Annotated in this window: 15 protein-coding genes and 1 pseudogene; 9 read left to right on the top strand and 7 right to left on the bottom strand. The window is 71.5% G+C overall.

What is annotated here, in order from left to right:
* Positions 1 to 319 precede the first annotated feature (319 nt).
* From AB0H82_RS33270 to AB0H82_RS33255, 4 genes are all read right to left on the bottom strand, one after another.
* Positions 320 to 823, bottom strand: a complete 504-nt coding sequence (locus tag AB0H82_RS33270) for an ATP-binding protein (protein ID WP_362999244.1) — start codon at positions 821 to 823, stop codon at positions 320 to 322.
* Positions 824 to 1,096: 273 nt separating this feature from the next.
* Complete coding sequence (locus AB0H82_RS33265) at positions 1,097 to 1,864, bottom strand: enoyl-CoA hydratase-related protein (protein WP_362999243.1); 768 nt, start codon at positions 1,862 to 1,864, stop codon at positions 1,097 to 1,099.
* Between the two features lie 88 nt (positions 1,865 to 1,952).
* Positions 1,953 to 3,194: an Ig-like domain-containing protein gene (locus AB0H82_RS33260; RefSeq protein WP_362999242.1), complete on the bottom strand. Its 1,242-nt coding sequence runs from the start codon at positions 3,192 to 3,194 to the stop codon at positions 1,953 to 1,955.
* A gap of 221 nt (positions 3,195 to 3,415) precedes the next feature.
* Positions 3,416 to 4,585, bottom strand: a complete 1,170-nt coding sequence (locus AB0H82_RS33255) for an Ig-like domain-containing protein (protein WP_362999267.1) — start codon at positions 4,583 to 4,585, stop codon at positions 3,416 to 3,418.
* A 196-nt stretch (positions 4,586 to 4,781) separates the two neighbouring features.
* Between AB0H82_RS33255 and glgX the strand changes: the two genes are divergently transcribed.
* The 8 genes and pseudogenes from glgX to AB0H82_RS33215 all read left to right on the top strand — a co-directional run bounded on the left by glgX (position 4,782) and on the right by AB0H82_RS33215 (position 18,717).
* Positions 4,782 to 7,088, top strand: coding sequence for a glycogen debranching protein GlgX (glgX, locus tag AB0H82_RS33250; protein WP_362999241.1), 2,307 nt, complete (start codon positions 4,782 to 4,784; stop codon positions 7,086 to 7,088).
* Positions 7,089 to 7,158: 70 nt separating this feature from the next.
* Entirely contained in the window at positions 7,159 to 8,112 is a 954-nt protein-coding gene (locus tag AB0H82_RS33245; RefSeq protein ID WP_362999240.1) for a LysR family transcriptional regulator, read from the top strand.
* 143 nt (positions 8,113 to 8,255) lie between these two features.
* Positions 8,256 to 9,632, top strand: coding sequence for a carbohydrate-binding protein (locus AB0H82_RS33240; RefSeq protein WP_362999239.1), 1,377 nt, complete (start codon positions 8,256 to 8,258; stop codon positions 9,630 to 9,632).
* Between the two features lie 106 nt (positions 9,633 to 9,738).
* The gene (locus tag AB0H82_RS33235; protein WP_362999238.1) at positions 9,739 to 11,634 is read left to right on the top strand and encodes an ABC transporter ATP-binding protein; all 1,896 of its coding nucleotides are present in this window, start codon (positions 9,739 to 9,741) and stop codon (positions 11,632 to 11,634) included.
* The gene (locus AB0H82_RS33230; RefSeq protein ID WP_362999237.1) at positions 11,631 to 13,514 is read left to right on the top strand and encodes an ABC transporter ATP-binding protein; all 1,884 of its coding nucleotides are present in this window, start codon (positions 11,631 to 11,633) and stop codon (positions 13,512 to 13,514) included. The genes AB0H82_RS33235 and AB0H82_RS33230 overlap by 4 nt, the downstream gene beginning before the upstream one ends.
* A 29-nt stretch (positions 13,515 to 13,543) precedes the next feature.
* Positions 13,544 to 14,158: pseudogene (locus AB0H82_RS33225) on the top strand (RHS domain-containing protein); the annotation flags it as partial.
* 604 nt (positions 14,159 to 14,762) lie between these two features.
* On the top strand, positions 14,763 to 16,832 hold the full coding sequence (locus tag AB0H82_RS33220; protein WP_362999236.1) for a M4 family metallopeptidase: 2,070 nt from the start codon (positions 14,763 to 14,765) through the stop codon (positions 16,830 to 16,832).
* 262 nt (positions 16,833 to 17,094) lie between these two features.
* A complete protein-coding gene (locus AB0H82_RS33215) occupies positions 17,095 to 18,717 on the top strand; it encodes a M4 family metallopeptidase (protein ID WP_362999235.1) in 1,623 nt (540 codons plus the stop codon).
* 100 nt (positions 18,718 to 18,817) lie between these two features.
* Here AB0H82_RS33215 and AB0H82_RS33210 read toward each other — a convergent pair whose 3' ends face one another.
* From AB0H82_RS33210 to AB0H82_RS33200, 3 genes are all read right to left on the bottom strand, one after another.
* The gene (locus AB0H82_RS33210; RefSeq protein WP_362999234.1) at positions 18,818 to 19,237 is read right to left on the bottom strand and encodes a hypothetical protein; all 420 of its coding nucleotides are present in this window, start codon (positions 19,235 to 19,237) and stop codon (positions 18,818 to 18,820) included.
* On the bottom strand, positions 19,234 to 21,861 hold the full coding sequence (glgP, locus tag AB0H82_RS33205; protein ID WP_362999233.1) for an alpha-glucan family phosphorylase: 2,628 nt from the start codon (positions 21,859 to 21,861) through the stop codon (positions 19,234 to 19,236). Before glgP ends, AB0H82_RS33210 begins: the two co-directional genes overlap by 4 nt.
* A 162-nt stretch (positions 21,862 to 22,023) precedes the next feature.
* Positions 22,024 to 23,361 (bottom strand): carboxylesterase family protein, encoded by a 1,338-nt coding sequence (locus tag AB0H82_RS33200; RefSeq protein ID WP_362999232.1) that lies wholly within the window; start codon positions 23,359 to 23,361, stop codon positions 22,024 to 22,026.
* Between the two features lie 295 nt (positions 23,362 to 23,656).
* Between AB0H82_RS33200 and AB0H82_RS33195 the strand changes: the two genes are divergently transcribed.
* The coding region (locus AB0H82_RS33195; RefSeq protein ID WP_362999231.1) for an alpha-1,4-glucan--maltose-1-phosphate maltosyltransferase at positions 23,657 to 25,664 on the top strand (2,008 nt) is incomplete at its 3' end.

Below are 25,664 nucleotides of genomic sequence, written 5' to 3'. Positions count from 1 at the left end.
TACCGGGCCTGGCGCCTCCCTGGCGGCCCTTGCGTATCGCCTGTCACAGCGTCCGCTTAACCAGCGTTTACCAGGCAGGTGTCCCATCTCACCAAGGATTCACCTCTAAACTGTCACGGTTTGTCCCAGTAAGAGTGGGTATGAACTTTTGGCTCACTGGCGTCCATCTGCCATAGTCGGAGACACGACCCCCATTGACCCGGGCTCAGGTCGTCATCAGCGGCCGTGGATCACACCCCAAACGTTCACGGCCCTTCACGAAGGCCCCCATCACGCCGACCACGGCTGCCGGGGGCTTTCGCGTATCAGCGGTCGGCCGTCAGCGGTCGGCGGCCCGCATCTCGAACCAGGTCGTCTTGCCGCGCGGCAGCAGATCCACGCCCCAGCGGTCGGAGAGCTTGTCGACGAGGAAGAGCCCGCGGCCGCTCAGGTCCATCTCGTGCACGGGCAGCAGGCAGGGCAGTCCGCGCGAGGGGTCGCGGACCTCGACGCGGATCCAGCCGCGCCGCCGCTGCATGCGGAGGCCGAAGACGCGGGCGCCGGTGTGCCGCACGGCGTTCCCGACGAGTTCCGAGACGAGGAGGACGACGTCCTCGGTGAGTTTCGGGGAGAGCCCCCAGTGGCGCAGGACGACGACCTGGGCGAGGCGGCGCGCGATGGCGGCGGACTCCGGGCGCGACGGCAGCGGCACCTCCGCGTCCGTCGGATTACCGAACAACTCAAGCGCTTTCAGCGCGTGTTCGTCCTCTACCGCCGGCGACCAGCGTGCCGCGGTCGCACTGCCGTGCCGCCGCGGCCGTTCATTACCCTCCAGCCCCGCCATGCCCCCATCATGGCCGCCCAGAGCGCTTCCCGGGGCCGTTCCGGCGGAATAAGCCCCCCGGAACCATCCATTCCGGGGGGTTCGCTTGACATATGCCAGTGGCAGTTAAATGGCTGCGAATCCCCGGTGACCTGCGATGACTTCCCGCTTACGCATGATCACTTACCGCTTCGGGGCACACGCGCTTAAGGCTCCGTTAAGCCGTCCATAATCCGCTCCTTCGAGGGACCCCCGCGCTGACGTACGTTCAACTGAGCGACGACGGGGCCGAGTTCAGACGAACTTGGCCTTGCCCGGGCCCTCCTCGACGAAGCTCCGCATGCCCCGCTCACGGTCCTCGGTGGCGAACAGGGCCGCGAACCACGTGCGTTCGATGGCGAGGCCGGTGTCGATGTCGGTCTGCAGGCCCGCGTCGATGGACTCCTTGGCGGCGCGCAGCGCGATGGCCGGGCCCCGCGCGAGGCGCGCGGCCCACGCGTGCGCCTGCTCGTACACCTCGGCGGCGGGCATGACGCGGTCGACCAGGCCGATGGTGAGCGCCTCGTCGGCCTTCACGTGGCGGCCGGTGAAGATGAGGTCCTTGGCCTTGGACGGGCCGACCAGGCGGGCCAGGCGCTGGGTGCCGCCCGCGCCGGGGATGAGGCCGAGCAGGATCTCCGGCTGGCCGAGCTTGGCGTTGTCGGCGGCGATGCGGAAGTCGGCGCAGAGCGCCAGCTCGCAGCCGCCGCCCAGCGCGTAGCCGGTGACGGCGGCGACGACGGGCTTGGGGATGCGGGCCACGGCGGTGAAGGACTCCTGGAGGGCGCTGGAGCGCACGACCATGGCCGCGTGGTCCATGGCCTGCATCTCCTTGATGTCCGCGCCCGCCGCGAACACCTTCTCGCCGCCGTAGAGCACCACGGCGCGTACGTCGTCGCGCCGCGTGGCCTCTTCGGCGAGCTCCTTGAGGCGGTCCTGGGTGGCGATGTCCAGGGCGTTCATCGGGGGACGGTCGAGTCGGATCGTGCCGACGCCTTCGGCGACTTCGAGGTGTGCAGTCATGACAGGCACGTTAGCGGGGGTTAACACCGCGGGGCCCGGTGCACTTGGTCACAGTGCGCCGGGCCCCGGTTCGGAGGACAGGCGGGGCTTACGCCTTCCACTCCTCCCACGACATGTTCCAGCCGTTGAGGCCGTTGTCCGGCTGGATCTTCTTGTCCGCGGAGTTCTTCACCACGACGACGTCGCCGATGAGCGAGTTGTTGAAGAACCATCCGGCGGGCGTCTTCTTGCTGTAGCCGCCGCGCACGTCGCTCAGGCCTATGCAGCCGTGGCTCGCGTTGGTGTTGCCGAAGGCGCCGCCCGACCAGTAGTTGCCGTGGAGGAACGTGCCGGAGGTCGACAGGCGCATGGCGTGCGGGACGTCCTTGATGTCGTACTCGCCGCCGAAGCCGACGGTCTCGCCGTTCATCCGGGTCACCTGGAGCTTCTCGCTGATGACCATCTCGCCGTTGTACGTGGTGGTGCCGGGGGCGCCCGCGGTGATCGGGATCTTCTTGATCTGCTTGCCGTCGCGGACGACCTTCATCTGGTGCGTCTTGGCGTCGACGGTGGAGACCTGGCTTCGGCCGATGGTGAAGTTCAGGGTCTTGGCCTGCTTGCCGTAGACGCCCGGTCGGCCCTCGACGCCGTCGAGGTTGAGCTTGACGGTGACCTTCGTGCCGGCCTTCCAGTACTTCTCCGGGCGGAAGTCGAGGCGGTCGTTGCCGAACCAGTGGCCCTCGACGGGCACGGACGGCTCGGTCTTGATCTCGATGGCCTTCTCGACGGCCTCCGGGTCGGTGATGCCCCGCGTGAAGTTGACCGAGAACGGCATTCCCACGCCGACCTTCGAGCCGTCCTCCGGAGTGAACTGGCCGATGAAGGTGTTCTTCGGCGTCAGCGTCGTGAAGGAGGTGTCCTTGGCGGAGACGCGGCCCTCGGAGTCCTTCGCCACCGCGTGGACCTTGTACTTGGTGGCGGCCGCGAGGTGGTGCGCGGGCGTCCAGCTGGTGCCGCCCCCGGATATCCTGCCCGGCACCGGATTGCCCTTGCCGTCCTCGACCTCGACCTCGGAGAGCTTGCCCTTCTCGGCGCCTATCTTGAGGGCGCCGCTGGTGGCCACCGACTTCGCACCGTTCTTCGGGGCTATCGTCACGACGGCCGCCGAGGGGGCGTTCTTGTCCGCCTCGCCCTTGCCGTCACCGTCGCCGCCCGAGTCCGAGCCGCCCCCGCATGCCGCGACGAACAGCAGTGCCGCCCCCGACACCACCGCCGTCAGTCCCCTGGCGCCCCGCCGCCGAGCGCGCAGCCGCGCGCCAACCGACGTCCCCGATATCGGTCGCCCGTTCAAGATGTCGTCTCCCCTCGCACGGCCTGGATCCAGGCCCGCACCCCAGTGCACCTGCGCGTTTCAGACACGCGCCAGCGATAGATAACCACACGGTTCCGGGCGATGACTCCCCGCCAATGTCACCGTTCCGTTCCAACTGCCCGTGGGGTGCGGGCGGTCCAAGATCACCTGGTGGTGGTCCGCCGGTCACCCGGCGGTCACCTGGGCGACCGCCCGGGGGATCAGCTGTTCCTCACCCAGTCCTTCCACTCCATGTTCCAGCCACCGAGGCCGTTGTCGGGAGCGACTTTCTTGTCATCGCTGTTGACCACCTCGACGACGTCACCGATGAGGGTCCGGTCGAAGAACCAGCCGGCGGGCGTGCTCGAACTGCCGCCCTTCACGTCGCGCAGGCCGACGCAGCCGTGGCTGACGTTCGTGTTGCCGGGGGCGTCCGGCGCCCAGTAGTTGCCGTGCAGGAAGGTGCCCGAGGTGGTCAGGCGGATGGCGTGCGGCACGTCGGGGATGTCGTACTCGCCGCCGAAGCCGACGGTGCGGCTGTTCATGCGGGTCACCTCCAGCATCTCCGTCACCACCATCTTTCCGTTGTACGTGGTGGTCTTGGGGGCGCCCGCGGTGATCGGCACGGTGGAGAGCAGCTCGCCGTCGCGGCGTACCTCCATGGTGTGCTCGGCGGCGTCGACGAGGGAGTGCTGGTGGCGGCCGACCGTGAAGGTGAAGGTCTTGTCCTGGAGGCCGTAGACGCCGGGGGCGGCCTCGACGTCCCGCAGGTGCAGGCCGACGGTGACCTTGGTGCCGGGCTTCCAGTACTTCTCGGGGCGGAAGTCCACGCGGGTCTTGCCGAACCAGTGGGGGCGGATGTCGACGGCGGGCCGCGCGGTGACGTGGATGGCGCGCTGGACGGCCGCGCGGTTCTCGATCTCCCGGTTGAACTCCAGGGAGACGATCATGCCGGTGCCGACGGTGGAGCGGTTCTCCGGTGCGACGTAGCCGGTGAAGCGCTCGTCGGGGACGTACGTCCGGAAGGTGGTGTGCCGGGCGGAGCGGCGGCCGTGGCCGTCCAGGGCGACGGCGTCGATCTGGTAGGTGGCGGCGAGCGCGAGCGGGCCGTCGTCGAGGGGGCGCCAGGTCATGCCGTCCTGGTCGATGCGGCCCGGCACGTCGAACTTCTGCGCGTCCTGCGTCCGGACCACCTTCACCGACTCCAGGCGGCCGCTGGGGACCTCGACCTCGATGCGTTCGTCCGGCTCGACCCCCTTGCTGTTGTCGCCCGGTGACACCCGGATCGCGTCCGCGGGCGAGCGCGGCTTCCCCATGAATCCGTCGGCTCCCCCGGTGGCGCAGCCCGTCGCCCCGGCCAGCAGGCCCGCCCATGTCAGTACCGCGGCCAGCACGGCCCCTGCGCGCCGTGCGCGCCTCGCATCCTGTCTCACGTGGGTCCCAACGACCGTCCCCCTGCCGGGGAAACGTGAGTGCGACGCGCACGGTGGGCAGAACCATGGGGAGGACGCCGTATGGGGAGGCGCGGCCGGGACGCCGCACGCCCTTCTTCGCGCGTCGGCCGACGGAGCCGCGGGAGGCTGACAGGTGTCGAGCGCAGCCGGGCAAGAGGCAGTGCAGGCGGGGCGGGCGCCGGGGAGCGGCACGACCGGGCGGCCCGCCCCCTCGGTGAACGGGAGCAGGCGGGCGACGCCGCGTGCCGCGCCGGCCCGGCCGGTGTGGCCGGGGGCGCCGACGCCGCTCGGGGCCCGCTTCCGGATCGGTCCCGACGGGGTCGCGGGCACCAACTTCGCGCTGTGGGCGGGCGGGGCGGAGGCGGTGGAGCTGTGCCTGTTCGACCCGGAGGGCGGCAGGGTGGTCGAGACGCGCTGTCCGCTGACCGAGCTGACGCACGAGATCTGGCACGGTTTCGTGCCGGGGGTGCGGCCGGGGCAGCGGTACGGGTACCGCGTGCACGGCCGCTGGGACCCCTGGACGGGCGCCCGCTGGAACCCGGCGAAGCTGCTCCTCGATCCGTACGCGCGCGCGGTGGACGGCGGTCCGGGCAACGACTACGGCCGGCTGCCCGCCGAGGTGTACGGGCATGTGCGGGACTGGCCCCAGCAGCATGTGGCGGACACGGTCCGCGACGACAGGGACTCCGCGCCGTACGTCCCCAAGGGTGTGGTCGTGCACGACGACGCGCCGGACGACGAGTGGGCGGACGACCGGCGGCCGAAGACGCCGTGGGCGGACTCGGTCATCTATGAACTGCACGTGCGCGGTTTCACGAAGCTGCACCCGGGGGTTCCGCCGGAGCTGCGGGGTACGTACGCGGGCCTCGCGCACCCCGCCGCGCTCGACCACCTCGTCCGTCTCGGGGTGACGGCCGTCGAGCTGCTGCCGGTGCACCAGTTCGCGCACGAGGACCATCTGCTGCGGCGGGGGCTCAGGAACTACTGGGGCTACAACTCCATCGGCTACTTCGCCCCGCACGCGGCGTACGCGGCGTCGGGCACGACGGGTCAGCAGGTCGGCGAGTTCAAGCGGATGGTGCGGGCGCTGCACGAGGCCGGGATCGAGGTGATCCTGGACGTGGTCTACAACCACACGGCGGAGGCGGGCGAGCTCGGTCCGATGCTGTCCCTGAAGGGCATCGACAACCGCGGCTACTACCGGCTGCAGCCGGGCGACGCGCGGCGGTACGCGGACTACACGGGCTGCGGGAACACGCTGCAGGTCGTCCAGCCGCACGTGCTGCGCCTGATCACGGACTCGCTGCGGTACTGGGTGACGGAGATGGGCGTGGACGGCTTCCGCTTCGATCTGGCGGCGGCGCTCGCCCGCTCGTTCCACGACGTCGACATGCTCTCGCCGTTCCTCGCGGTGATCGCGCAGGATCCGGTGCTGCGGCGCGTGAAGCTGATCGCCGAGCCGTGGGACGTGGGTTCGGGCGGCTATCAGGTGGGGGCGTTCCCGCCGCTGTGGACGGAGTGGAACGACCGCTACCGGGGTGCGGTGCGGGACTTCTGGCGGGGCGCGCTGCCGGACGTACGCGATCTGGGGTACCGGCTCTCGGGGTCGAGCGACCTGTACGCGTGGGGCGGGCGCAGGCCGTACGCGTCGGTGAACTTCGTGACGGCGCACGACGGTTTCACGCTGCGGGACCTCGTGACGTACGAGAGGAAGCACAACGAGGCCAATGGGGAGGGGAACCGGGACGGCTCCGACGACAACCGGTCGTGGAACTGCGGCGCCGAGGGTGAGACGGACGACGCGGACATCGCGGCGCTGCGGCGGCGCCAGCTGCGCAACCTCATGACGACGCTGCTGCTCTCGACCGGGGTGCCGATGCTGGTGGCGGGTGACGAGATGGGGCGTACGCAGCGCGGCTCCAACAACGCGTACTGCCAGGACAACGAGGTCAGCTGGGTCGACTGGGGGCTCAGGGAGGAGCCGGGGTGGCGGGAGCTGTGCGCGCTGACGGCGCGGCTGATCGGGCTGCGGCTGCGGCATCCGGTGCTGCGGCGCCGGTCGTTCTTCTCGGGGCGCGCCCACTCGGCGGACGGGCTGCGGGACCTGGCGTGGTTCACGGCGGGCGGCACGGAGATGACGGAGGCCGACTGGTACGCGCCCACGGCGACGCTCGGCATGTATCTGTCGGGGCGCGACATCCCCGGCCGCGACGCCCGGGGCGCGCAGGTCGTCGACGAGAGTTTCCTCGCGGTCCTGCACGCGGCGGCGGAGCCGTCGTCCTTCGTGCTGCCGGGGCCGCCGTGGGCGGAGGCGTACGAGCTCGTGGTGGACACCTCCTTGGAGGACCAGGCCACCGCTCCCGGAACCGTGCACCGGGCGGGTGACGCGGTGACCGTGGCGGAGCGTTCCGTGGTGCTCCTGAGGGTGTCCGACAGCTGATGTGCACATGGTCAGTTCTGGTCCGTACCTGAGTATTGCCCCGGCCCACGGGGGACCCCAAGCTCGCCTTATGGACCTGGAGTTGCGGCACCTGAAGACGATCCGGGCGATCGCCGACGCGGGCAGCCTGACGAAGGCCGCCACGGCGCTGGGGCTCGCGCAGCCCGCTCTGAGCGCCCAGCTGAAGCGGATCGAGCGCGCCCTCGGCGGTGAGCTCTTCGAGAGGGGGCGGCACGGGGTGCGGGCCACCGCGCTCGGCGAGTTCGTGCTGGAGCGGGCCCGGGTGGTTCTGCCCGCGGTGACCGGGCTGCGGGAGGAGGCGCAGCGGTTCGCGCGGGACTGGGAGGGCGGCGCGGGGTTCCGGCTCGGCGGCATCCACGGGCCGCTGCTCGGCGCGCTGGTGGACCGGCTCGCCGCCGCGTATCCGGGGGTGCGGGTGACCACCCACACCTCGTGGTCGGAGCGGGAGATCGCGGCGCGCACGGCGGCAGGACGCCTCGACTTCGCGCTGGTCGGCACGTGCGGGGCGAGCGCCCCGCCGGAGAGCGACCTCCTGGTGTGGCGCGAGGTGGCCCGCGACCCGGTCTTCGTGATGCTGGCGACCGGCCACCCGCTGGCCGGCCACCAGGAGATCGACCTGGCGCGGCTCGCGGACGAGGCGTGGACGGACGTGCCGGGCGACGGCTGTTTCGCGGACTGCTTCTCCGCGGCGTGCGCGCGGGCGGGGTTCACGCCGTCGCGCGTGTACGAGACGGATGTCGCGTCCTGCGTCCATCTGGTGCAGGTGGGGCGGGCGGTGGGGCTGTGCCGGGCGACGTTCCCGCCCACCCCGGGTCTGGTGACGCGGCCGCTCTCCGGTGCGCCGCTGTACTGGCGCCATCTGCTGGGCTGGCATCCGGCGGCCCCGGCCCACGACACGGCGGCCGCGGTCTTCGCCCACGCCCGCGCGGCCCACGCGGAGGCCGCCGCCCGCAGCGACAGCTACACGGCGTGGCTGGCGGCCCCTTCGCCGCCCCGGCCGTGACGCGTCGGGCCGCTGCCGCAGTGCCCCGCGCCGCTTCCATAACGTCGGGGACGGGGGTCGAGTGACAGCTACTGGGGGGCTGTTGAGGCTTCTACGGTGTGGGCGATCCCCGCTCATCCCTCGCACACCGAGGAGTCCCCCGCATGCTCCCCACCCATCACAGACGCCTCGCCGCCGCCTGTGCCGCGGTCACCGCGGCCGGTGCGCTCGTCTTCGCCGGGCTGCCCGGCGCCGCGTCCGCCTCCCCGGCCGCTTCCCCGGCCGCCTCCCCCTCGCTCTCCCCCGCCGAGAGCGCCGCCGTCGGCAAGACCTCTCCCGGAGTCTTGAAGGCCATGCAGCGCGACCTCGGCCTCACGTCGGCGCAGGCCGAGGCCCGTCTGGTCAACGAGGCCGAGGCCGGCGCCGACGCGGGACGCCTGCGCAACGCGCTGGGCCGTGACTTCGCGGGCGCCTGGGTGCACGGCGCCACGTCCGCGAAGCTCACCGTGGCCACCACGGACGCCGCCGACGTCCCCGTGATCGAGGCCCGGGGCGCGCGGGCCCGCGTCGTCGCGCACTCCCTGGCCCGACTGGACGCGGCGAAGGCCGAGCTGGACCGCGCGGCGAAGAAGGTCGCGACGCGCGACGCTCCCGTCTGGTACGTCGACGTGCGGTCCAACGCCGTCGTGGTGGGTGCCGCGAAGACGTCCGCCGCGAAGTCCCTCGTCTCCGCGGCGGACGTGGACTCCTCCCTCGTACGCGTGACGAAGACGGCGGAGCGGCCGCGGCCGCTGTACGACCTCGTGGGCGGTGAGGCGTACTACATGGGCGGCGGCCGCTGCTCCATCGGCTTCCCCGTCACCAAGGGCACCCAGCAGGGCTTCGCCACGGCGGGCCACTGCGGGCGCGCGGGCACGGCGACCACCGGCCACAACCGGGTGGCCCAGGGCACGTTCCAGGCGTCCATCTTCCCCGGCAGGGACATGGCCTGGGTCGCCACGAACGCCCAGTGGACCGCCACCCCGTACGTGAAGGGCCAAGGTGGCCAGCGGGTCGGCGTCGGGGGCTCCACGCAGTCCCCGGTGGGTGCGTCGATCTGCCGGTCCGGCTCCACTACGGGGTGGCACTGCGGGACGATCTCGCAGCACAACACCAGTGTCACCTACCCCGAGGGCACCATCAGCGGGGTGACCAGGACGACGGTCTGCGCGGAGCCCGGCGACTCGGGCGGCTCCTACATATCGGGTAGCCAGGCGCAGGGCGTCACTTCGGGCGGCTCGGGCAACTGCCGCAGCGGTGGCACGACGTACCACCAGCCGATCAATCCGCTGCTGCAGCAGTTCGGTCTGACGCTGAAGACCACCGGCGGCGACCCGGGCCCGGGTGACCCCGAGCCGGGCGGCACGTGGGCCGCGGGCAAGGTGTACGCCGCGGGTGACACGGTGACCTACGGCGGGTCGACGTACCGCTGCCTCCAGCCGCACCAGGCGCAGCCGGGCTGGGAGCCGCCGAACACGCCGGCGCTCTGGCAGCAGGCGTAGGCCTCGGCCGGGGGCCCTGGGCCGGCGGGCCCAGGGCCTTCGGCACGCCCCGGGCCGTCCAAAACTCGGTGGGCCGTGTCAGTGGCGATCCGTAGGCTCGCCCCTGATGCCGAAATCAGCTGCCCCTGCCAAGGATCGGTCCACCGTACGGACGCTGTTGCGCCTCTGGCCGTACGTGCGACCGGTGCGAACCCGCCTCGTCGTCGCGGCGGTCGTCGCGATCGTCGCCTCCTGTACGGGGCTCGTGTTCCCCCTCGTACTGAAGTGGATGGTCGACGGCCCGGTGGCCGACCGGGACTCGGCGGGGGTGTGGCTCGGGGCTCTGCTGCTCCTGCTCCTCGGCATCGCGGAGGCGCTCCTCTTCGGACTGCGGAGGTGGCTGGTGGCCCGGCCCCTCGCGGGCGTCGAGGCGGCGATGCGGGCCGACCTCTACCGCCATCTGCAGCGGCTGCCGGTGGCCTTCCACGACCGGTGGGCGTCCGGACAGCTGCTGTCGCGCGGCACGACGGACCTGATGCTCCTCCGCATGTTCCTCGCCTTCCCACTGACGTTCCTGCTGGTCAACGGCGCGACCATCGTGGTCGGCGTGATCATCCTGCTCGGGCAGGACTTCACGCTCGGCCTGGTGCTGCTCGCACCCGTGGCTCCGATGGTGATCGCCCTCGCGTACTACGAGGGGCGGTACACCGCCGTGGCGCGGCGCGCGCAGGACCAGGTCGGGGATCTGACGACGGTCGTCGAGGAGAGCGTGCTCGGCATCCGCATCATCAAGGGCTTCGGCCGCCACCGCAGCCAGGCGCGGGCGTTCCGCGAGCTCTCGCACACGCTGCGCGGCACGGAGCTGGCCAAGGCGCGGATCCTCGCCGCGATCTACGCGGTGATCATGACCCTGCCGGAGATCGCGATCGGGGCGGCGCTGGTGATCGGCACGGTGCGGGTCGCGGACGGCGGCCTGTCGGCGGGCACGCTGGTCGCGTTCCTGTCGACGGCGCTGGCGCTGCGCTGGCCGGTGGAGTCGATCGGTTTCCTGCTCGCGATGAGCCAGGAGTCTGCGACGGCCACGGAGCGGTACTTCGAGGTGATGGACGCGGAGCCGGAGGGGGAGGCGGATGCTGTTTCCCCGGTGGGCCAGGGTGCCGGTCGCGAGGTCCTTCCCGCGGACGGTGACGGTGGTGGCGGTGGGGGTCTGCGGTTCCACGGCGTGGAGTTCCGGTACCCCGACGCGGCGCAGGACGCGCCTCCCGTCCTCACCCGCATCGACCTGCACATCCGCTCCGGCGAGACGATGGCGCTCGTCGGCGCGACCGGCAGCGGCAAGACGACACTGACCGCGCTGGTGCCCCGGCTGCACGAGGTGACCGCAGGCCGCATCACCCTGGACGGCGAGGACATCACGGCGATGGACCGCGAGCGCCTCCGTACGCTCGTCGCCGTCGCCTTCGAAGAGCCCACACTGTTCTCCGCGACGGTCGGCGAGAACGTCCTGATGGGCGCCGAAGAGGGCGCCGGGGAGCCCGAGTTGGCCCGCGCGCTCGACGTGGCGCAGGCCGGCTTCGCGTACGCGCTGCCGCACGGCACCGACACACAGGTCGGCGAGCAGGGCCTGAGCCTCTCCGGCGGCCAGCGCCAACGCCTGGCCCTGGCCCGCGCGGTGGTGGGCCGCCCCCGCTTCCTGGTCCTCGACGACCCGCTGTCCGCCCTCGACGTCCACACGGAGGCGCTGGTGGAGGCGGCGCTGCGGCGGGTCCTCGCGGACACGACCGCGCTGATCGTCGCCCACCGCCCCTCCACGGTGCTGCTCGCCGACCGGGTCGCCCTGCTGTCGGGCGGCCGCGTCGCCGCCGTGGGCACGCACCAGGAGCTGCTGCGGGAGAACGCGGAGTACGCGTGGCTGATGTCGGGAGCCGACGCACCCGGCCCGGACGAGAGCGCCGACCGCTCCCCCGACGCCGCTCCCCGCTCCTCCCACTCCTCCCACTCCTCCCAGGAGGCCTGCCGATGACCTCGTCGACGTCCGTCCGGGAGAAGCCTGCCGGACCCGACCCCGAGGAGCCGGACCTCGCGGCGGGCAACCCCGCGCCGGGCGATCCCTTCGACAGGGACGAGCTGCCCGCGCCCCCCGGCGCCACCCGCACCCTGCTCCTCTCCCTCCTCTCACCCCTGCGCGGCCGCGTCACGCTGGCCGCCGTGCTGCTGCTGGTCCAGCAGGCCGTGGTGCAGGCGGGACCGCTGCTCGTCGCGTACGCCATCGACCGGGGCGTGCCCGCCGTGCGCGCCGACGACTACGGCCCGCTGATCGCGGTCGGCATCGGCTATCTGTGCTGCGCGGCCGCCTCCGGCGCCCTCCAGTACGCGTTCGTCGTCGCCTCCGCGCGCGTGAACCAGGACGTGCTGCTCGACCTGCGCGGCCGCATCTTCCGGCACGCGCAGGCGCTCAGCGTCGACTTCCACGAGCGGTACACCTCGGGCCGGCTCATCTCCCGCTCCACCACCGACGTCGAGTCACTGCGCGAGCTGCTCAGCGAAGGCCTGCAGGAACTCCTCACGGTCCTGCTGTCCTTCGTCTACATCTCGGCGATGCTGCTCTGGCTGGATCTCGGTCTCGGCGCGGTGGCCGTGGCGTCGTTCGTGCCGCTCTACCTCCTCATACGCCTCTACCAGCGGCGTGCGGCGGTCCTGTTCCGCGACCGGTCGACCGCGATCGCCGCCGTCATCGTGAAGTTCGCGGAGACCATGAACGGCATCCGGCCGGTGCGGGCCTTCCGCAGGGAGCGGGCCAACGACGCGGACTTCGCCGTGCTCAACCAGCGGCACGAGCGGACCAACGGCTCCGCGATCCTGGAGATGGCACGCTATGTCGTCGGCTCCCGGCTGGTCGCCAACACGGCCGTGGCCGCCATCGTCCTGTGGGGCGCCCAGCGCGTCGCGGACGGCGGGCTCGCGCTCGGCGTGCTGGCCGCCGCCGTGCTGTACCTGCGGCGCCTGTACGACCCGATCGACCGGCTCGGCATGTTCCTCAACTCCTACCAGTCGGCGGCCGCTTCACTGGAGAAGATCGCGGGCCTGCTCGCCCAGACCCCGACGGTGCCCGAACCGGATCCTGCCGCCACCCGCCCCCTTCCCGCCCTGGAGTCGGACCACCCGGGCCGCGAAGTCCGCTTCGACGGCGTGAGCTTCGCCTACCGCACGGGCGGCGAGGTGCTGCCCCGCTTCGACCTGACGCTGCCCGCCGGGCAGACCGTCGCCGTGGTCGGCTCCACCGGCGCGGGCAAGTCCACGCTGGCCAAGCTGCTCGCCCGCTTCTACGACCCGACGGAGGGCCGCGTCCTCCTGGACGGCGTCGACCTGCGCGAACTGTCGGGCGCCGAGCTACGGCGCGGGGTCGTGATGGTGACCCAGGAGGCGTTCCTGTTCTCCGGGACGGTCGCGGAGAACATCGCGATCGGCCGGCCCGACGCCACCCGCGAGGACATCGAGCGCGCCGCGAAGGCCATCGGCGCCCACGACTTCATCGCGTCACTGCCCGACGGCTACGACACCGACGTACGCAAACGGGGCGGCCGCATCTCGGCGGGCCAGCGCCAACTGGTGGCCTTCGCCCGCGCCCTGCTCGCCGACCCCGCGGTGCTGATCCTCGACGAGGCGACCAGCTCCCTGGACATCCCCGGCGAGCGGGCCGTGCAGCGCGCCATGCACACGGTGCTGCACGGCCGCACAGCCGTGGTGATCGCCCACCGCCTCTCCACGGTGGAGATCGCGGACCGGGTGCTGGTGATGGAACACGGCCGGGTGGTGGAGGACGGCAGCCCCGCCGAACTCGTCGCGGGCGACGGGGCGTTCGCCGGTCTGCATCGCGCGTGGCGGGAGAGTGTGGTGAGCTGACGGGCGCCCAGCCCGTACGACGACCTCCTCGCACGTACACCGGCACCCGCATCACGCGCGCGGGAAGAGTCCGCTACGACCACGACCCGCTGGGCCGCAGCACCCTCCGCCAGAAGACCCGCCTGTCCCGCAAGCCCGAGACCTGGCGCTACACCTGGGACGCCGACGACCGCCTGCTGTCGACGGTCACTCCGGACGGCACGGTGTGGCGCTACACCTACGACCCACTGGGCCGCCGCACGGCCAAGCTCCGTATGGCGCCGGACGGTGAGACGGTCGCCGAAAGGGTCGACTTCACCTGGGACGGCACCACACTGTGCGAACAGACCACCACCAGCGATGAGATGCCCCACCCGGTCACCCTGACCTGGGACCACCGGGGACTCCACCCCATCCCCCAGACCGAACGCGTCACCGCGGCCACCGCTCCGCAGGACGAGATCGACTCCCGCTTCTTCGCCATCGTCACCGGTCTCGTCGGCACCCCCACCGAGCTTGTCGACGAACAGGGCGACATCGCCTGGCGGGCCCGCAGCACGCTATGGGGCACCACAGCATGGGCGACGGACAGCACCACGTACACGCCCCTGCGCTTCCCGGGACAGTACTTCGACCCCGAGACCGGCCTGCACTACAACTACTTCGAGGACAGGCCGGCCGAGATGGAGGAAGACGGCAACCGTCTCATCTGCTGGGCGACCACGGACAACAGGGAGTACCTGTACTGGCTCGTGGAGCCGGGTGACGATCCCGACTCCCGTCCCGTGATGGTCAACAGCGCGTCCGGGGAGGAGTGGGAGCGGTACGACATGACGGTGACCCGGTTCCTCGTCGCAGTCCTCAGTGGTGAGGTCCGGTCACAGATCCTGTGGGACGAGTTTCCGTGGCCCACGCACGAGTTCCGCGCCGCGACCGAGATGAGCGCGTAAGACAAGGCCGGTCACCTGCCGTCGGCGCCCACCGCGCCACTCCGCATAGCGAACGCCCCCAACCGGCCAACGGACTATTTCCGGCCAACTATTGACGCGCTCCTGACAGAGGTGGCGCTCCGGTGTCACTCTTCCCCTCGACCACCACACAACATTCAACAACGCGGTGGTCAACGGTTCCTCTCACGCAACCCGCACCACGCACCACCCTGTGTGCACCGCCCAGTTCTGCGTACCGCCTTGCTCTGCCCGGACGGCGACCCAGCCGTCCGGTAGCTCTGGCCGCGCACCCGCCGCGGCCGCGCAGAAGGAGTCCGTGTTGAGAAGCACCTCCCACAGACACACCCCCCGCACCCGTTCGCTCCGCACGCGTGCGACCGCCGCCGGCGCCCTCTCCGCCGTCGCCGCGCTCCTCGCCGTCGCCGTTCAGGCAGGGCCCGCCTCCGCCGATGACCCGGCCGTCAAGGCGAGCCCCGCGGCGTCCCAGAAGCTCGGCAAGGTCGACCCGGGCGCGCTCGCCGCCAAGCTCTCCCCCGCGCAGCGCGCGGAGCTGATACGCGACGCCAATGCCACCAAGGCCGACACCGCCAAGGACCTGGGGCTCGGCGCCAAGGAGAAGCTCGTCGTCCGCGACGTCACGAAGGACCGTGACGGCACCGTCCACACCCGCTACGAGCGCACCTACGACGGCCTGCCCGTCCTCGGCGGCGACATGGTGGTGGACACCGCCAAGTCGGGGAAGACCAAGAGCGTCACCAAGGCCGCGAAGGCGCAGCTCAAGGGCGTCGACACGAGCGCCGAGGTCAAGGCATCGGCCGCGGAGAAGCAGGCGCTGAGCGCCGCGAAGGCCGAGGGCTCGAAGAAGACCGACGCGGACCGGGCGCCGCGCAAGGTCGTGTGGCTGGCCAAGGGCGAGCCGGTCCTCGCGTACGAGACCGTGGTCGGCGGCCTGCAGCACGACGGCACGCCGAACGAACTGCACGTCATCACGGACGCCGCGACCGGCAAGAAGCTCTTCCAGTGGCAGGGCATCGAGAACGGCACCGGCAACACGCAGTACAGCGGCCAGGTGACGCTGGGCACCGCCCAGTCGGGGTCCAACTACACCCTGACCGACACCACCCGCGGCAGCCACAAGACGTACAACCTGAACCGCGGCACCTCCGGCACCGGCACCCTCTTCTCGGGTCCGGACGACGTGTGGGGCAACGGGCTGCCCGCCAACCTGGAGACCGCGGGCGCCGACGCGCACTACGGCGCGGCGCTCACCTGGGACTACTACAAGAACGTGCACGGCCGCAGCGGCATACGCGGCGACGGTGTCGGCGCGTACTCGCGGGTCCACTACGGCAACAACTACGTCAACGCCTTCTGGTCGGACGCCTGCTTCTGCATGACGTACGGCGACGGCGCGGGCAACGCCAAGCCGCTCACCTCGATCGACGTCGCGGCGCACGAGATGACGCACGGTGTGACGGCCGCGACCGGCAACATGACCTACAGCGGCGAGTCCGGCGGCCTGAACGAGGCCACCTCCGACATCTTCGCGGCCGCCGTCGAGTTCAACGCCAACAACGCCCAGGACAAGGGCGACTACTACGTCGGCGAGAAGATCGACATCAACGGCGACGGCACCCCGCTGCGCTACATGGACAAGCCGAGCAAGGACGGCTCGTCCAAGGACTCGTGGTACTCGGGCATCGGCAACATCGACGTGCACTACTCGTCGGGTGTCGCCAACCACTTCTACTACCTGCTGAGCGAGGGCAGCGGCAAGAAGGAGATCAACGGCGTCCAGTACGACTCGCCGACCTCCGACGGCCTGCCGGTCACGGGCATCGGCAGGGACAAGGCGTCGCTGATCTGGTTCAAGGCGCTCACCACGAAGTTCACCACGACCACCAACTACGCGGCGGCCCGCACCGGGACGCTCGCGGTCGCCGGTGAGCTCTACGGCACCAGCAGCGCCGAGTACGCGGCCGTGGCCCACGCCTGGGCCGCCGTGAACGTCGGCGCCCGCCCCGGCGGCGAGACGCCCGGCACCGACTTCGAGAACACCACGGACGTCTCCATCCCGGACAACGGCGCCGCGGTCACCTCCTCGGTCAACGTCACCGGCCGCACCGGCAACGCGCCCAGCGCCCTGAAGGTCGGCGTCGACATCGTGCACACCTGGCGCGGTGACCTGAAGGTCGACCTGCTCGCCCCCGACGGGACGGTCTACCCGCTGAAGCCGGCCAGCTCCTCGGACTCGGCGGACAACGTCAAGGAGACCTACACGGTCAACGCCTCCTCCGAGGTGGCCAACGGCACCTGGAAGCTGCGGGTCCAGGACGTGGCCCGACAGGACACCGGCTACATCAACAGCTGGAAGGTCACCTTCCCGTAAGCCGAGCAGTTCCGCACACACCGTTCCGCACAGACACGCCGCCGCTCCGGGTGATCAACTCCCCGGGGCGGCGCGCGTGTTGAGGCACAAGGCCGTTCACGGTCCGTTCGCATTGCGTATGTCGACCATCGCTCAACGGACGATTTCCGGCCAACATCCAGTCGGGGTCCTGACATGTACCTGCTCCCAGTGACACGCTTCCCCACGCGTCCGGGTAGGCCCCCACGCCACCCGGTTCCCTCCCCCCACAGAAGGAGCCCGCGTGACCCCCCACATATCCCGTAAGCGCTCGACACTGGCCATCGCCACCGCAGTCGCCGCCGGAGCGCTGCTCACCGCCGGACTGACCACCGGCGCCTCCGCCCAGCCCGCCGCCCCGTCCGGCGCGCCCGTCAGTCTCTCGGCGAACGTCCGCGCGGACCTCCTCCAGGACGCGGACGCCGACAAGGCCGCCACCGCCGATCAGATCGGCCTCGGCGCCAAGGAGAAGCTGGTCGTCCGCGACGTCGTCAAGGACCGCGACGGCACCACCCACACCCGCTACGAGCGCACCTACGACGGCCTGCCCGTCCTCGGCGGCGACCTCGTCGTGCACACCGCCAAGAACGGCAAGGTGAAGAGCGTCACGAAGGCCACGAAGGCCACCGTGAAGGTCGCCTCCACCGACGCGAAGCTCGCCAAGTCCGCCGTCGCGAAGTCCGCCGAGTCCACCGCGGCCGAGGCGAAGACCGCGAAGGCCGACGCGCAGTCGCCGCGCAAGGTGATCTGGGCCGCCTCCGGCAAGCCGGTCCTCGCGTACGAGACCGTCGTCACCGGCGTGCAGAAGGACGGCACGCCCAGCAGACTGCACGTCATCACGGACGCGGCGACCGGCAAGAAGCTCTACCAGTACCAGGCCATCGAGAACGGCACCGGCAACAGCCAGTACAGCGGCAAGGTCGAGCTCGGCACGAAGAAGGGCGCGAACGGCTTCGAGCTGACCGACGACGCGCGCGGCGGCCACGGCACGTACGACCTGAACCACGCCCAGAGCGGCGGGGGCAAGCTCCTCACGGACGCCGACGACACGTGGGGCTCGGGCAAGCCGGACGACGCCCAGACCGCCGCCGTCGACGCCGCCTACGGCGCCCAGCTCACCTGGGACTACTACAAGTCCGTGCACGGCCGCAGCGGCATCAACGGCGACGGCAAGGGCGCGACCTCGCGGGTCCACTACGGCAACAACTACGTCAACGCCTTCTGGGACGACAGCTGCTTCTGCATGACGTACGGCGACGGCGAGGGCAACAAGAAGCCCCTCACCTCGATCGACGTCGCGGCCCACGAGATGACCCACGGCGTCACCTCGGCGACCGGCAACATGGAGTACAGCGGCGAGTCCGGCGGCCTGAACGAGGCCACCTCCGACATCTTCGCCGCCTCCGTCGAGTTCAACGCCAAGAACCCCGAGGACGTCGGCGACTACCTCATCGGCGAAGAGATCGACATCAACGGCGACGGCTCCCCGCTGCGCCACATGGACAAGCCCAGCAAGGACGGCTCGTCCCTGGACAGCTGGAGCGAGGACGCGGGCAACGTCGACGTCCACTACTCCTCGGGCATCGCCAACCACTTCTTCTACCTGCTGTCCGAGGGCAGCGGCGCGAAGGAGATCAACGGCGTCAAGTACGACTCGCCGACCGCCGACGGCTCCAAGGTCGAGGGCATCGGCCGCGACAAGGCCGAGAAGATCTGGTTCAAGGCCCTGACCGCGTACTTCACCTCGACGACCGACTACAAGGCGGCCCGCGAGGGCACGCTGAAGGCGGCGACGGACCTGTACGGGGCGGACTCGGCGGAGGTCAAGGCGGTGGGCGCGGCCTGGACGGGCGTCGCGGTCAAGTAGGCCTTCGCGGCCGGCCGTTCTGACCGGCCGGCCGCGCCTGCTCCACCACGACGGGCGGCACCCGGAGGTTCCTTCCTCCCTCCGGGTGCCGCTTTCCCGTTCATCCAGTTCTCAGCTCGCGGCTTCGGGCCCTGTTCTCCGCGATGTTCCGGGTCTTCCTGGTGCGGGCCGACCCGGCGACGACGGCGAGCACCTCCGTCGACGTCGACCACTCGGCGAGGTGGCGCTGCATCCAGTCCGTGACCGCCGCCAGCTCGTCAGGTGTCGGCACGTGACCGTCCTCGACGGACAGGTAGAACTGCCAGTCGTGGATGCGGCGGCGAATGAACTCGCGGTGTCCCTCGGCCTCGAACCGGTCGATCTCCGGCAGCAGTCCGGCCGACCACTGCCGGAACGCGTCGGGACCGGTCGTCTTCATCGCGATGCCGTCCACGAGGGCGACCACCGCCGTCTTGGACGACATCTCGTCGACGTCCCCGTCGAAGACGCCGGCCTCGGCCACATCGGTGTGCAATGTCATCGCATCAAGACCCCCGCCTCCTCCCCCGTCGCCTCCGACGGAACGGCCACCAGGCCCAGCTCGGCGCCGCTGGCGAGCAGGCGGTGCGAGGGCAGGATGCGTACCGTATATCCGAAGGGGCCCGTGCGGTCCAGGGCGAGGGGGCCCTCGTAGACCCGGCGGCCCTGCGCGTCGGGGCCGCTCGTCGGCTTCAGCGGTACCGAGGACGCGTCGGCGATGTGGTCCTCGGGGTCGACGCGCCCCGCGAGGACCTGCACCTCCACGTCGTCCGGCGTCAGCTCACCCAGATGCACGCGCACCCGCAGGGAGAACGTGGCGCCCAGCTCCGCGGTGGAACCGGTCGCGGACGCCTCCACGTGGTCGACGGCGACCCGGGGCCAGGCCGCGCGGACCCGGGTCTTCCAGGCGGCCAGTTCGCCGGCGGCCTGCGCGTCGAGGGTGCGGTGGGCGCGCGCGGCGGGGGCGTACAGCTTCTCGACGTACTCGCGGACCATACGGCCCGCCAGGACCTTCGGGCCGAGCCGGGTCAGGGTCCTGCGGACCATCTCGATCCAGCGGTCGGGCAGGCCGCCGGGGCCCTGTTCGTAGAAGCGGGGCGCGATGCGGTGCTCCAGGAGGTCGTAGAGGGCGGCGGCCTCCAGGTCGTCACGGCGGTCGTCGTCGCCGCCGGCGCCGTCCGCGGTGGGGATGGCCCAACCGAAGTCGGGCTCGAACCACTCGTCCCACCAGCCGTCGCGGACGGAGAGGTTCAGGCAGCCGTTCAGCGCGGCCTTCATGCCGGAGGTGCCGCACGCCTCCAGGGGCCTGAGCGGATTGTTGAGCCACACGTCGCAGCCGGGGTAGAGCTTCTGTGCCATCGCCATGCCGTAGTCCGGCAGGAACACGATGTGCCGGCGCACCCGCGGGTCGTCGGTGAACCTGACCAGCTCCTGGATGAGCCGCTTGCCGCCGTCGTCGGCCGGGTGCGCCTTGCCCGCGACGACGATCTGCACGGGCCGCTCGGGGTGGCGAAGGAGTTCCATCAGCCGGTCGCGGTCGCGCAGCATCAGCGTGAGCCGTTTGTACGAGGGGACGCGGCGGGCGAAGCCGATGGTGAGGACGTCCGGGTCGAGCACCCCGTCGATCCAGCCGAGCTCGGCGGTGGCGGCGCCGCGCTGCCGCCAGGAGTCGTGCAGGCGCCGCCTGACCTCGTGGACCAGCTGTTCGCGCAGGGTGCGGCGGAGCTCCCAGATGTCGGCGTCCTGGATGTCGGCCACGGCGTCCCACCGGTCGGAGCCGCCGACGGACAGCGCGTCCTCGGTGCGCCGCTCGCCGATCTGGCGGGCGCCGAGCCGGAAGACCTCGGGGGCCACCCAGGTCGGGGCGTGCACGCCGTTGGTGACGGAGGCGATCGGGATCTCCTCGGGGTCGAAGCCCGGCCACAGGCCCGCGAACATCTCACGGCTCACCGAGCCGTGCAGGGTGCTGACGCCGTTGGCGCGGCTGCCGAGCCGCAGGCCCATCACCGCCATGTTGAAGAGGTTGGGCTCGCCGCCCGGGTAGGTCTCCATGCCGAGCCGCAGGACGTCGCCGGCGTCGATGCGGGGCAGCTCGGCGCCGGGGCCGAAGTGGTGGGCGACCAGCTCGCGGTCGAAGCGGTCGATGCCGGCGGGCACGGGTGTGTGGGTGGTGAAGACGGTCCCGGCCCGCACGGATTCGAGCGCCGCGTCGAACTCGACGTCGCGCAGGGCGAGTTCATGGATGCGTTCGAGGCCGAGGAAGCCCGCGTGGCCCTCGTTCGTGTGGAAGACCTCGGGTTCGGGGTGGCCGGTCAGGCGGCAGTACGCGCGGACGGCACGCACTCCGCCGATGCCGAGGAGCATCTCCTGGAGCAGCCGGTGCTCGCTGCCGCCGCCGTAGAGCCGGTCGGTGACGTCGCGCTCGCCGGGGTCGTTCTCCTCGACGTCGGAGTCGAGCAGGAGCAGCGGTACGCGGCCGACCTGCGCCTGCCAGACGTGGGCGCGCAGCTGCCGGCCGCCGGGCAGGGCGAGCGCCACGATGGCGGGGGTCCCGTCGTCCTCGCTGAGCAGGGTGAGGGGGAGCTCGTTCGGGTCGAGGACGGGGTAGTGCTCCTGCTGCCAGGCGTCGCGGGACAGGGACTGGCGGAAGTAGCCGTGGCGGTAGAGCAGGCCGACGCCGATGAGGGGGACGCCGAGGTCGCTGGCGGCCTTGAGGTGGTCCCCGGCGAGGATGCCGAGGCCGCCGGAGTACTGGGGCAGGGCGGCCGTGATGCCGAACTCGGGCGAGAAGTAGGCGACGGCACGTGGCAGGTGCCCGTCGTTCCTGGCCTGCTCCTGGAACCAGCGGTCCCCGGTGACGTAGTCCCGCAGGTCGTCGGCCGCCTCGTCGAGCCGCCGCAGGAAGTCCGCGTCGTCGGCGAGCTCGACGAGCCGTGCGGGCGGCACCTCGCCGAGGAGCCGCACGGGGTCGCAGCCGGACGCCTCCCACAGCCGTGGGTCGACGGACGCGAAGAGGTCACGGGTGCGCGGGTGCCAGGACCAGCGCAGGTTGCGGGCCAGCTCGGCCAGCCGGCCGAGGGGCTCGGGAAGGACGGGACGTACGGTGAATCGACGGATGGCCTTCACTGCGACTCCACCTCTGCGGGGAATGCCTTACGTATCGACACGTATCGACCTACGCGTCGACGGTAGCGGTGATCGGGCCTCGGCAACTACGGCGCGCGGACGGGCGCAGTCGGGGTGCGGGGCGGGGTGTGCGGGGTGCGGTGGGGCCGGTTCCGGCCGTGGTCACCGGTATGCCGGGCCCGGTCCGGTGTCCCAGAGCCGGGTCGCGCGCCGCCCGGCCGTGTGACGCGGCCATCCGCCGCCCGGGTCGAGATCGCGGACGAAACTCACCCAGGCGGCGTGCATCGCGTCGGCCAGGGGCTGCGGCGGGGACTCGCCCGCGGCGGCGGTGACGCCCTCCGCGCCCAGCAGGTCGAAGGCGAAGGGCAGGTCGAGGCAGTGGAAGGCGAGACCCTCCGTTTCGCCGGGTACCGGCGTGGGCCAGGTGAACTCGTACAGCCATGTGGGGTGCGCGCGCCGGGCGCGCGCCCGCGCGATCGCGAGGGTCGGGCCCCGGAAGACGAGATCGGTCAGCTCCTGACCGCCGAACGCGTGGAACTCGTGCCGCGTATGGCCGAGAAGCAGCGGTGTCCCTGCGGCGAGGGTGCCCTCCGTGAGCTCGGTGAGCGTCGGCCTCGGAATCAGCTCGCCGTCCACGACCGGCCCGAGCAGCGGGCCGGGCAGCCGCTCGCGGCCGGGGCCCGGCGCGGTCAGCTCGTCCTGGAGGGCGAGCAGCCGGTCGTCGGGCAGGGGGCGGAGGGCCGCCGCCGTGGCGGGCACGCCCGTGCGCCGGGTGAACAGCTCGGCCACGGCGGGGCCGACCCAGCGCTCCTGGGGGTCGATCAGCGAGCCGGACATGGATATCGCCGCGCGGAACAGGCCGCGGGCGGCGGGCGTGGCGAGCAGCGTCTGGACGGCGCCGCCGCCCGCCGACTGCCCGGCGACCGTGACCGCGGCGGGGTCGCCGCCGAACGCCGCGATGTTGTCGCGCACCCACTCCAGGGCGGCGAGCCAGTCGCGTACGCCGCGGTTGTCCGGGGCGTCGGCCAGGTGCAGGAAGCCCTCGATGCCGAGCCGGTAGCCGAGCGAGACGAGGAGGACGCCGTCGCGGTTGAACGCGGCCCCGTCGTACCAGGGGCTCGCCGCGGACCCGGCGACGTAGCCGCCGCCGTGGATCCAGACCAGGACGGGCAGCGCGGTTCCCGCGTCCGCGGCGGGCGTGAAGACGTTCAGGTTGAGGATGCCCGTGCCGGGGACCGACGGCTCGGGAACGGTCGCTCCGTCGCCGAAGCCGCGGCGCTGCGCGGTCGGCCCGTAGGCCGTGGCGTCCAGCGGCGCGGTCCACGGGCCGGGCGGCACGGGCGGCGCGAAGCGGAGGGCGCCGACGGGCGGCGCCGCATACGGAACGCCGAGGAACCGGTCACCGCTCGCGCGACGCTCGCCGCGGACGGGGCCGTGGGTGGTGACGACGACGGGGGCGGGGCCGTGACTCCCCTCTCGCCGTGCGTTCCGTGCACTCATCGGCCAGCTTCCCCGTTCGTCCGTCTCATGAGTCCGGGGGGATCGTGCCAGATTTACGCGACCTGCGAACAGTTCAACAACCCATAGGGCATATGCGAATTGGGACCGGTCCGGCCATTCATGGCGGGACCGGTCTTGCATGCGCCCTTACGCACTAGTAGTTAACAAAGCGCCGGATTGCGCACCCGAAGGCTGTGGGAAGGCTCCTCCGGTACGCACTCGGCCCACGGGCCGGCACGCACCGCGGAAGCCTCCACACCCACGTATCCGTGCACGCGGACAGGAGCGGTCAGACATGCCTCTAGGCTCACCCCCGCCAGACACGTCGGCGCAGCCCCCTCAGACCCCTCAGCCCTCGCAGCCCACCATCCCCGTCCAGGACGTAGGACCCGCCGTCCACGGCGGGCGAAAACCGGCGAAGGCGGTCCCTGGAGAAACGTTCCAGGTCACCGCCACGGTCTTCCGCGAAGGGCACGAGGCCGTCGCCGCCAACGTCGTCCTGCGCGGTCCCGACGGGCGCCCAGGACCATGGACCCCCATGCGGGAGCTCGCGCCCGGCACCGACCGGTGGGGCGCCGACGTCACTCCGGACGCCGAGGGGCGCTGGACGTACGCGGTGGAGGCGTGGGGCGATCCGGTCACGACCTGGCGCCACCACGCGCGGATCAAGATACCCGCGGGCCTCGACACGGACCTGGTCCTGGAGGAGGGCGCCCGCCTCCACGAGCGGGCCGCTTCCGGCGTCCCCCGCACCGAACGGGCCGCCGTCCTCGACGCGGCACGGGCGCTGCGCGACACGGGCCGCTCACCGGCGGCCCGTCTCGCTGCCGCGCTCACCCCGGAGGTGCGGTCGGCGCTCGCGCGGCATCCGCTGCGCGAATTCGTCACCGCTTCCGAGGAGTTGCCGCTTCTCGTGGAGCGGCAGCGGGCTCTTTTCGGGTCCTGGTACGAGTTCTTCCCGCGCTCGGAGGGTGCCGTCGTCGAGGAGGACGCCCCGCCCGTCTCGGGGACGTTCCGTACCGCGGCCGAACGGCTGCCCGCCATCGCCGGGATGGGCTTCGACGTCGTCTATCTCCCGCCGATCCACCCCATCGGCTCCACCTTCCGCAAGGGTCCCGACAACTCCCTCTCGGTGGGCCGGTACGACGTGGGCGTGCCCTGGGCGATCGGTTCCCCGGAGGGGGGTCACGACGCGGTCCACCCGGACCTCGGGACGCTCGACGACTTCGACGCGTTCGTGCGCCGGGCCGGTGAGCTCGGCCTCGAAGTCGCCCTGGACTTCGCTCTGCAGTGTTCGCCGGACCATCCGTGGGTGGAGAAGCATCCCGAGTGGTTCCGCCGGCGGGCGGACGGCTCCATCGCGTACGCCGAGAACCCGCCGAAGAAGTACCAGGACATCTATCCGATCGCCTTCGACCAGGACATGCCGGGGCTGATCGCCGAGACCGTACGGCTGCTGCGGTTCTGGATGGCCCACGGCGTGCGCGTCTTCCGCGTCGACAACCCGCACACCAAGCCCGTCGTGTTCTGGGAGCGGGTGCTCGCCGAGGTCAACGCCACCGACCCCGACGTCGTCTTCCTCGCCGAGGCGTTCACGCGGCCCGCGATGATGCGGACCCTGGCGGCCATCGGCTTCCAGCAGTCGTACACCTACTTCACCTGGCGCAACGACAAGGCGGAACTCACCGACTACCTCACCGAGTTGTCGCGCGAGACGGCCCACTTCCTGCGCCCCAACTTCTTCGTGAACACCCCGGACATCCTGCACGCCTACCTCCAGGACGGCGGCCGGCCCGCCTTCGAGGTGCGGGCCGTGCTCGCCGCCACGCTGTCGCCGACGTGGGGCGTCTACAGCGGATTCGAGCTGTGCGAGAACACCCCTGTGCGGCCCGGCAGCGAGGAGTACCTGCACTCGGAGAAGTACCAACTCCGGCCCCGCGACTGGGAAGGGACCGCCCGCCGGGGCGAGACGATCGCCCCGCTGATCACCGCGCTGAACCGGCTCCGGCGGGCCAGTCCCGCCCTCCGGCAACTGCGCGACCTGCACTTCCACGAGACGGACAAGGAAGCGGTGATCGCGTACTCGAAGACGGCCGCGGACGAGCACGGATCGAACACGGTTCTGGTGGTCGTGAACCTCGACCCGCACCACACCCAGGAGGCCACGGTCTCGTTGGACATGCCGCAACTCGGCCTCGAATGGCACGAGTCCGTGCCGGTGCGCGACGAGCTCACCGGCGAGACCTACCACTGGGGCAGGGCCAACTACGTGCGCCTCGAACCGGGCCGCGCCCCCGCGCACA

The sequence above is a fragment of the Streptomyces sp. NPDC050732 genome (assembly GCF_040654255.1).
GTDB lineage: Bacteria > Actinomycetota > Actinomycetes > Streptomycetales > Streptomycetaceae > Streptomyces.
The sequence above is the reverse complement of the archived record's forward strand: the minus strand, read 5'-3'. Positions and strand labels throughout refer to the sequence as shown.

Excerpts from the sequence above, each read along its gene's own strand:
- AB0H82_RS33270 (WP_362999244.1), bottom strand. The coding sequence starts at position 823 with ATGGCGGGGCTGGAGGGTAATGAACGGCCGCGGCGGCACGGCAGTGCG.
- AB0H82_RS33265 (WP_362999243.1), bottom strand. The coding sequence starts at position 1,864 with ATGACTGCACACCTCGAAGTCGCCGAAGGCGTCGGCACGATCCGACTC.
- AB0H82_RS33245 (WP_362999240.1), top strand. The coding sequence starts at position 7,159 with ATGGACCTGGAGTTGCGGCACCTGAAGACGATCCGGGCGATCGCCGAC.
- AB0H82_RS33240 (WP_362999239.1), top strand. The coding sequence starts at position 8,256 with ATGCTCCCCACCCATCACAGACGCCTCGCCGCCGCCTGTGCCGCGGTC.
- AB0H82_RS33235 (WP_362999238.1), top strand. The coding sequence starts at position 9,739 with ATGCCGAAATCAGCTGCCCCTGCCAAGGATCGGTCCACCGTACGGACG.
- AB0H82_RS33230 (WP_362999237.1), top strand. The coding sequence starts at position 11,631 with ATGACCTCGTCGACGTCCGTCCGGGAGAAGCCTGCCGGACCCGACCCC.
- AB0H82_RS33210 (WP_362999234.1), bottom strand. The coding sequence starts at position 19,237 with ATGACATTGCACACCGATGTGGCCGAGGCCGGCGTCTTCGACGGGGAC.
- AB0H82_RS33200 (WP_362999232.1), bottom strand. The coding sequence starts at position 23,361 with ATGAGTGCACGGAACGCACGGCGAGAGGGGAGTCACGGCCCCGCCCCC.